This window comes from Bartonella sp. LJL80 (assembly GCF_054871565.1).
Genome location: NZ_JBTXLM010000012.1, coordinates 49343 through 57182, shown reverse-complemented (window position 1 = coordinate 57182; position 7840 = coordinate 49343). Strand labels below are relative to the sequence as shown.

Below are 7840 nucleotides of genomic sequence, written 5' to 3'. Positions count from 1 at the left end.
AATTGTACCTAGCACAACAATACCAGCTGATTCAGCGCATAGAAACAAGACGAAGACCCAATTTAAAATAAACGACTTATATCAGAATAGCTTAAAATTTATAAAAAGAATTGTCAACTAAAAAATGAAATATTTAGATACTCTAAGTCATTGTCTTTTATTTTCGAAATTCTTTACATACATACCGGATCTATTAGCAGCGAACATCGACACTTGCGCCTATCTTTTATCTTTCTGTAGATCGCAAACCAATATGCGCAGGGTTACATCATAAAAAAACAGCATACAGACCTATCTGCGGTCCTTCTATAGCCCCAAGTGTAATTTTTGATGTTTTTTTTAACAGTATCCTTGACAATGGACAGGTCAATTTTTATCTCTTGTGGCATGTTAGCACTCACTGTGGTAGAGTGCTAATAAGGGGGCAAAACCCTCTTTGAAATTGAGCTTAAATCGAGTTGAAACAATTTAAGGGTTCAAAACATGGCTAAGACCAAATTCCGCCCACTTCACGATCGCGTAGTCGTTCGTCGGGTTGAATCAGAAGAAAAAACCGCCGGTGGCATCATTATTCCAGATACCGCTAAAGAAAAGCCGCAGGAAGGCGAAGTTATCGCTGTTGGACCGGGCGCACGCGACGAAAGCGGCAAGCTGGTCGCACTCGACGTCAAGGCCGGCGACCGCGTTCTGTTCGGCAAATGGTCAGGCACAGAAGTCAAGCTTGATGGCGAAGATGTCCTGATCATGAAAGAATCCGACATTATGGGCATTCTCGGCTAATCGCCGTATTTCCATAAAATCTCATCAATCTATTCCGGGATATTTCCCAAGGAGAAGTTAAATGGCTGCTAAAGAAGTCAAATTCGGCCGCGATGCGCGTGAGCGTATGCTGCGTGGCGTTGATATCCTTGCCAACGCTGTCAAGGTAACTCTCGGCCCTAAAGGCCGCAATGTTGTTATCGATAAATCTTTTGGCGCACCGCGCATCACCAAAGACGGTGTTTCGGTTGCCAAGGAAATCGAACTTGAAGATAAGTTCGAAAATATGGGCGCACAGATGTTGCGCGAAGTTGCATCCAAGACCAATGATGTTGCCGGTGACGGTACAACAACAGCTACTGTTTTGGGTCAGGCGATCGTTCAGGAAGGCGCAAAGGCTGTTGCTGCCGGCATGAACCCGATGGATCTGAAGCGCGGCATTGATGCAGCTGTGGAAGAGGTTGTTGAAAACCTTCTCAAGAAAGCCAAAAAAATCAAGACTTCTGAAGAAGTCGCTCAGGTTGGCACCATTTCTGCCAATGGCGAAGCTGAAATTGGCAAGATGATTGCTGAAGCCATGCAGAAAGTTGGCAATGAAGGCGTCATCACTGTTGAAGAAGCCAAAACAGCTGAAACAGAGCTGGAAGTTGTTGAAGGTATGCAGTTTGACCGTGGCTACCTGTCACCATACTTCGTAACCAATGCTGAAAAGATGGTAGCTGATCTGGATGATCCTTATATCCTCATCCACGAAAAGAAGCTTTCAAACCTTCAGGCTCTTCTTCCTGTTCTTGAAGCTGTTGTCCAGTCGGGCAAGCCGCTTGTCATCATCGCTGAAGATGTTGAAGGTGAAGCATTGGCAACTCTCGTTGTCAACAAGCTGCGCGGCGGTTTGAAAATTGCTGCTGTTAAGGCTCCGGGCTTTGGCGATCGTCGTAAAGCCATGTTGGAAGACATTGCAATTTTGACATCCGGTCAGGTTATTTCTGAAGATCTCGGCATCAAGCTTGAGAATGTCACACTTGACATGCTCGGCCGCGCAAAGAAGATCAACATTTCTAAAGAAAACACCACGATCGTTGATGGCGCTGGCAAAAAGCCTGAAATCAACGCTCGCGTTAACCAGATCAAGGCACAGATTGAAGAAACCACATCGGATTATGATCGTGAAAAACTTCAAGAACGTCTGGCCAAATTGGCTGGTGGTGTTGCCGTTATCCGCGTTGGCGGTGCAACGGAAGTTGAAGTGAAAGAGAAAAAAGACCGCGTAGACGATGCATTGAATGCAACTCGTGCTGCGGTTGAAGAAGGCATCGTTGCCGGTGGTGGTACAGCTCTGCTTCGTGCAGCTGCTGAGATCAAGGTAAAAGGCATCAACTCTGATCAGGAAGCTGGCGTCAACATCGTTCGTCGTGCTCTGCAGGCCCCTGCCCGTCAGATCGCAACCAATGCCGGTGAAGAAGCTTCTATCATTGTTGGCAAGGTTCTTGAGAACAAGAAAGATACCTTTGGTTACAACACAGCCAATGGCGAATTCGGTGATCTGATTGCTCTGGGAATTGTTGATCCGGTCAAGGTTGTGCGTTCTGCCTTGCAGAATGCCGCTTCAATCGCTGGCCTGTTGATTACAACAGAAGCAATGATTGCCGAACTGCCGAAGAAAGAGGCTCCAATGCCTCCAATGCCCGGCGGCGGCATGGGCGGTATGGACTTCTAAGAAGTCCGGTAAAAAGAAATCCTTGAGCTCAACTTATGGGTTTGAGGTTTGGTTTAGACTTCGAGATGAAGTCATCACCATAAGAAAACGGGCCTTGGGCCCGTTTTTTTATGCTCTGATTTTATCCTCTATTGGCTTTCGCGTTTGGCTGGTCAAACGCTTCACCGCACTCTATCTCATCGAGAAAGCACGAGTGATACGTGGCTTACAGCTATCCTTTCGACCAAATGTTTTGTGTTGATTATTGCGGGAACATGCTCGCGATGTGGATTCGTCTCTCGCGCAATGGACATAGCGCATTGATGAAAATGGCGATCCGTGTATGCGTGTCTACCCACTATCCGCTATGATCAATTGCGTCACTCTGAAAGCTTGCGAAATAGCTTTCTATTTTGCCCAATACCGTTTGCAGCAAATCTGAAAGCCAAAATCGTGCGGCCGCCTTAGGCTGATAAACCTGTTCGATCGATAAGCTTTTGTGTTCAGGCAACTATGCAGCAAGTTGCGCGATGCGCGTAGACTTAAGGCGAAGTTGAATGAACATTTAGGATATCAAATGAAAAATCGTTTTACCAACAAAGTCGCTCTAGTAACTGGAGGTTCGAAGGGGATAGGAGCTGCCATTGCAAAGCGCTTAGCATCCGAAGGTGCTGTCGTTTTTGTCAACTATTCGCGCGGATCAGAGGATGCTGATAAATTGGTTGAAGGCATTCGCCAACAAGGTGGTATTGCGTTTGCAAAGAAGGCCAATGTCAGCATTCAAGGCGAAATCGAGCGCATAATTGCGGAAATTACCGAGACCCATGGTCGATTAGATGTGCTCGTCAATAATGCGGGAGTATATACAACACAGAGTTTGGAAGCCTTCAGCGATAGTGAATATGGCAGACAATTTGATTTGAATGTCAAAGGCTTGATTTACTGTTGCAAGGCTGGCGTCGCGGCGATGCCGGAAAGTGGTGGTTGCATCGTCAATGTAAGCTCGAGCGTGACATCGTTTAATCCTGAAAACTCGCTCATCTACACTGCCTCCAAGGCAGCCGTGGATTCAATCACCAAGACGCTTGCCAATGAGCTCGGCAAACGAAAAATACGCGTCAATGCCGTAAATCCCGGCTTAACCATCACAGAAGGTGTGCGCGATAGCGGGTTTTTCGATCCGAGCTTCAGAGCACATATCGAGTCAATCACGCCTTTAGGGCGCATCGGTACACCGGACGATGTGGCCCCCGCAGTGGCTTACCTTGCTTCGGATGAAGCGGGTTGGGTTTCTGGCGAGTGCCTAATTATTGGCGGCGGCCTTAGTTAATTCTTTATCCAAGAGGAAGAAAATGAAGTTAGATAAAACTTACGGCCCATTGATCAACGGCGCCTTTGAACTTGATGGACTCGACATTCATCCGGTGATTTCTCCAGCAACTGGCGAAAAACTTGCCGACCTGTCCTATTGTGGAGAACAAGACGTCGAGCGTGCGATTCTAGCCGCAAAAGCGGCATTTCCAGCATGGAACGCATTGGGACAACAAGCGCGCGCACGCTTGGTATCCCAACTGGCCGATGAATTGGAGGCAGACTCTGAACGCATGGCACAAATCGATGCGCGCGATGTGGGCAGATGTATCACTGAGCTACGCCGCGACTATCAAACGGCAGTGAGACATTATCGTTATTTTGCATCGGTGATAATGGGCTATGAGGATACGGGCAGAGGCATTGCTGACGGTTACAGTTTAGCAAAACGCGAACCACTCGGTGTATGCGGACAGATTATCCCTTGGAATGCGCCCGCAATCATGGCGGCGTTTAAACTTGCACCGGCATTGGTGACGGGAAATACTGTCGTGTTGAAGGCCGATGAAAATGCATCTCTATCGACTTTGGAACTCGGCAAAATGATTGCACGGATATTCCCTGCCGGTGTCGTCAATATCATCACCGGTTTGGGCAATGTGGCCGGAGCAGCCCTCACCGCTAACAAATGGGTTCGTAAGCTATCCTTTACCGGTAGCACGGCGGTTGGAAAGCTGGTTGCAAAGGCGGCCGCTGAAAAGCTGATTCCGGCAACGCTGGAGCTGGGAGGGAAGAGTCCGAATATCGTATTTCCCGATATCGAAAATATTGACGATGTTGTCGATAATGTCACTTTTGCAGCAATCCACAATAATGGTCAGTCATGCCTGGCGGGAACGCGACTATTTGTGCATGAAAGTATCTATGACGATTTCCGTGCGAAATTGGTGGCAGCTTTCAAGCGCGTGCGCGTCGGTTCACCTCTATCTGAGGACTCACGTGTCAGTTGCCTGGTGTCAGGAAAACAGGGCGAAAGGGTGCTTTCTTATATACAGCTCGGTCTCGACGAGGGGGCGACTTTGCTGACCGGCGGTAAGCGGTTAGATATTCCCGGCTGCAAACATGGCTATTTCATAGAGCCAACCATCTTCTCAGCGCAAAATAGCATGCGAATTTGCCAGGAAGAAATCTTTGGTCCGGTGCTGACTTTGATCAAATGGTCTGATTATGAGGAAATGATCGAGCAAGCCAACGATACTGAGTATGGATTAGCTTCCGGCATCTACACCAGTCAGTTGAAAAACGCTATGGAAACCGCTGATAGACTGGAAGCGGGATCCGTATGGATCAACCGCTACTCTAACATTACCGATGGTACGGCTTTCGGCGGCTACAAAAACAGCGGAATAGGCCGAGAGTTTTGTAAAGAAACCCTCAACGCCTACACGCAGATTAAAACGGTAACAATCCAAGCTTCATCGCCCGCGGCTTGGTTTGCAGAAAAAAAACAATAACAGCGTGTGTCATCAACATCATGGAGACGGTTATTGCCTGTTCTTCATGATGTACGTCTTTGGCGACACGCCCATAGCTTTCTTGAAAGCGGTACTAAAGGAGCTTTCGGATTCATATCCCAGATCAAATGCGATCTGGGATATTTTTTCATTATTGCCAATCATTCTTTCAATTGCCAAGTTAAAGCGCCAGCCGCGCATATATTCATTGACGCTATAGCCCGCCAGCTTTCTGAATTTCGTGGTAAAACCAGTACGAGACATACCTGCAATCTTGGCAAGTTCGTCAAGACTCCATTTCTTCCCTGGTTGATCGTGGATGCTGGTCAACGCCAACCCTATATTTTTGTCGGCCATTGCATAGAACCAGCCTTCGCCATGGTGAAGCGCACCGGAAGACAACAGCACCCTCAAAGCTTGTGTTAAGATAATCTGTAAAAGGTGCTCGACTATAAGCTCACCGCCCGGCCCCGGCTTTTCTATTTCCAGTGAAAGTCGGCACAGGAAGTCTGCTATGCCTTCATTTTCCTTTCTCTGTGTTTTGATAATGATAGGTTCTGGAAGATTGGAAATGTAGCGGAACGTATCATTGATCCGAAAGACAAAGCGACATCCGACAAATGAAAAGCTATTTCCGCCATTTGTAAAATAAGATGATTTTTCTTTTTCAAAATGAATCTGTCGTACATCCACTGCCGGTGCATTTGGCGCATCGAAAATGCTGAATTCCCGCCCACTCGACAAAATCAGAACATCGCCTCGTTCAACCTGATGCACAGTTTCATCGCCCGCCATTTTTATGTAAAAAGAACCGTTTTTTACAATGTATATTTTCATGCCGGAATACGCCGGAAAAAGAGCTCTGGTGCTAGAGCTCATGTCAAAAGTAACGACCTTCTGACTGCTGATTTTCAAACGAGAAACGATATCGGATAAGGGATCCATTACCACCACCATATTCAATGAATTTTACGAGTGAGTTAGTTGTGTTTTTTCACAACGCCTGTACATCCCCGTAGCATAATTTATTCCGCCTTGTTCCTAAGCCTTTCAACAAGGGTCCGAATGATAATAAAAAACGTTCATACTCTAAAGTCCTGAGTTTTACATGATGCTAATTTATTTAATTTTTAGCATTGGAGATATCATGATCGATTCCGATAAAAAATCGAACCATGTGGGTATATTGGCAGCGCTTACGACGTCTCTATTTTTTGTCTTATTAAATAGCGGCTCTCCTACGCCTCTCTACCCGTTATACAAAGAGTTGTTAGATTTTAATAATATTGATCTGACTTTTATTTTTTCATCTTATGGTTTTGGCGTTTTAGTAACATTATTCATAACTAGGAATTTCAAAATAACCGTGAAAAATTCCAAGTTCTTTCTACTTATATCATTCACCATCATTGTTTTGTCGAATTTGGGTTTCGCGTTCTCGCGCTCTTTATTCTTATTGTGCGCATTTAGATTTGTTTCCGGTTTAGGTTCTGGAATTGCAACAACTTTTATCAACACTTTACTGATAAGATTCAGTCACGGCGACAGCGCAAAACGAGCCGCCTTGATGGGTAGTTTGGCGTTGGTGGCAGGTTTGGCACTCGGACCGGTTATCAGTAGCATTTACTTTCAGGTTTCATTTTTCCCACTTTCATCACCGGCAATAACCGTCGCAGCATTCGTTCTTCTATCGGCAATAGCTATTGCAGTGCTTTGGCCGCATGATAGTCAACATCGTGCCGACGCCAAAGTTGAGACAGCTATGAAAGACACTGGTCATTTTAGTAAGTTGTCATTTTTGCTAGCAGCACTTTGCGTATTTGTTTCTTGGTCATATGCTGCACTCATCCTTTCAATGGGCCCGACAACGGCTATAAGTGTTTTCGCCGTTCGCTCTCCAGCCTATTTTGGTTATTGTGCAACTTGTTATCTGATAGTTGCCAGCATTTTTCAATTTATCTTGCCGCGGTTTTTGAAACCGGAATATTCTCTGATATCTGGGCTCATCACACAGATTTTTTCCATGGTGATAATGGCTGTATCTCTTGAATATGCTTCAATTCTGGGGGCTTTGATTAGTTTGGTTCTCTCTGGTATTTCATATGGTGCTGTGTTTATTGGCGGGGCCATTTTGGTCAATAGAATCTCCGTCACCGCTCCCGGTTGGAATGCAGTACCGAAGTTTTATTTCATTATTTATTTGTTTAATATTGTGCCTCCTATAGCAGGATGGCTGGCTGATAAAATCGGACTTTTAAGCGCATTATCAATATCAATTTATTTCTTTATATCTGTTTATGCCGTGTTTGGTATTCTAACATTCTGGCATTATCTATTGAAACAACCTGAATTAAACCATCATGAATAACCGCTTGCTTTGATGGTATGTCCCCCAAAATATCGTGTGTGACATGCCCCCTCCCCTCAAAAAGAACCAATCTAAAATGAAATTTACCTACAGCTAGAAAGCATCCAATCCGTGTCAGGCTGAAAAAAGCAAGGCTGATCCCGATAAGCTACGATACAAACGGAGATAGGTATGCCCCATGCAATGTTTTTT

6 protein-coding genes are annotated in these 7840 nt (G+C 45.6%); 5 read left to right on the top strand and 1 reads right to left on the bottom strand.

Annotated elements, in window-relative coordinates:
• Nucleotides 1-483 precede the first annotated feature (483 nt).
• The 4 genes from groES (at nucleotide 484) to ACYSNS_RS13850 (ending at nucleotide 5280) form a co-directional block, all read left to right on the top strand.
• Complete coding sequence (groES, locus tag ACYSNS_RS13865; RefSeq protein ID WP_461723767.1) at nucleotides 484-780, top strand: co-chaperone GroES; 297 nt, start codon at nucleotides 484-486, stop codon at nucleotides 778-780.
• Between the two features lie 61 nt (nucleotides 781-841).
• A complete protein-coding gene (gene groL / locus ACYSNS_RS13860; protein ID WP_461723766.1) occupies nucleotides 842-2476 on the top strand; it encodes a chaperonin GroEL in 1635 nt (544 codons plus the stop codon).
• Between the two features lie 556 nt (nucleotides 2477-3032).
• Nucleotides 3033-3785 carry an SDR family NAD(P)-dependent oxidoreductase gene (locus ACYSNS_RS13855; protein ID WP_461723765.1) on the top strand — a complete coding sequence of 251 codons (753 nt, stop codon included), beginning with the start codon at nucleotides 3033-3035 and terminating at the stop codon, nucleotides 3783-3785.
• Nucleotides 3786-3807: 22 nt separating this feature from the next.
• Nucleotides 3808-5280 carry an aldehyde dehydrogenase family protein gene (locus tag ACYSNS_RS13850; RefSeq protein WP_461723764.1) on the top strand — a complete coding sequence of 491 codons (1473 nt, stop codon included), beginning with the start codon at nucleotides 3808-3810 and terminating at the stop codon, nucleotides 5278-5280.
• Nucleotides 5281-5310: 30 nt separating this feature from the next.
• Here ACYSNS_RS13850 and ACYSNS_RS13845 read toward each other — a convergent pair whose 3' ends face one another.
• Nucleotides 5311-6225 carry an AraC family transcriptional regulator gene (locus ACYSNS_RS13845; protein WP_461723763.1) on the bottom strand — a complete coding sequence of 305 codons (915 nt, stop codon included), beginning with the start codon at nucleotides 6223-6225 and terminating at the stop codon, nucleotides 5311-5313.
• 202 nt (nucleotides 6226-6427) lie between these two features.
• Between ACYSNS_RS13845 and ACYSNS_RS13840 the strand changes: the two genes are divergently transcribed.
• Nucleotides 6428-7648 carry an MFS transporter gene (locus ACYSNS_RS13840; protein WP_461723762.1) on the top strand — a complete coding sequence of 407 codons (1221 nt, stop codon included), beginning with the start codon at nucleotides 6428-6430 and terminating at the stop codon, nucleotides 7646-7648.
• Nucleotides 7649-7840 lie beyond the last annotated feature (192 nt).

Bases quoted from the DNA above. Each gene is read 5' to 3' on its own strand.
- groES (WP_461723767.1), top strand. From the start codon at position 484: ATGGCTAAGACCAAATTCCGCCCACTTCACGATCGCGTAGTCGTTCGT.
- groL (WP_461723766.1), top strand. From the start codon at position 842: ATGGCTGCTAAAGAAGTCAAATTCGGCCGCGATGCGCGTGAGCGTATG.
- ACYSNS_RS13855 (WP_461723765.1), top strand. From the start codon at position 3,033: ATGAAAAATCGTTTTACCAACAAAGTCGCTCTAGTAACTGGAGGTTCG.
- ACYSNS_RS13850 (WP_461723764.1), top strand. From the start codon at position 3,808: ATGAAGTTAGATAAAACTTACGGCCCATTGATCAACGGCGCCTTTGAA.
- ACYSNS_RS13845 (WP_461723763.1), bottom strand. From the start codon at position 6,225: ATGGATCCCTTATCCGATATCGTTTCTCGTTTGAAAATCAGCAGTCAG.
- ACYSNS_RS13840 (WP_461723762.1), top strand. From the start codon at position 6,428: ATGATCGATTCCGATAAAAAATCGAACCATGTGGGTATATTGGCAGCG.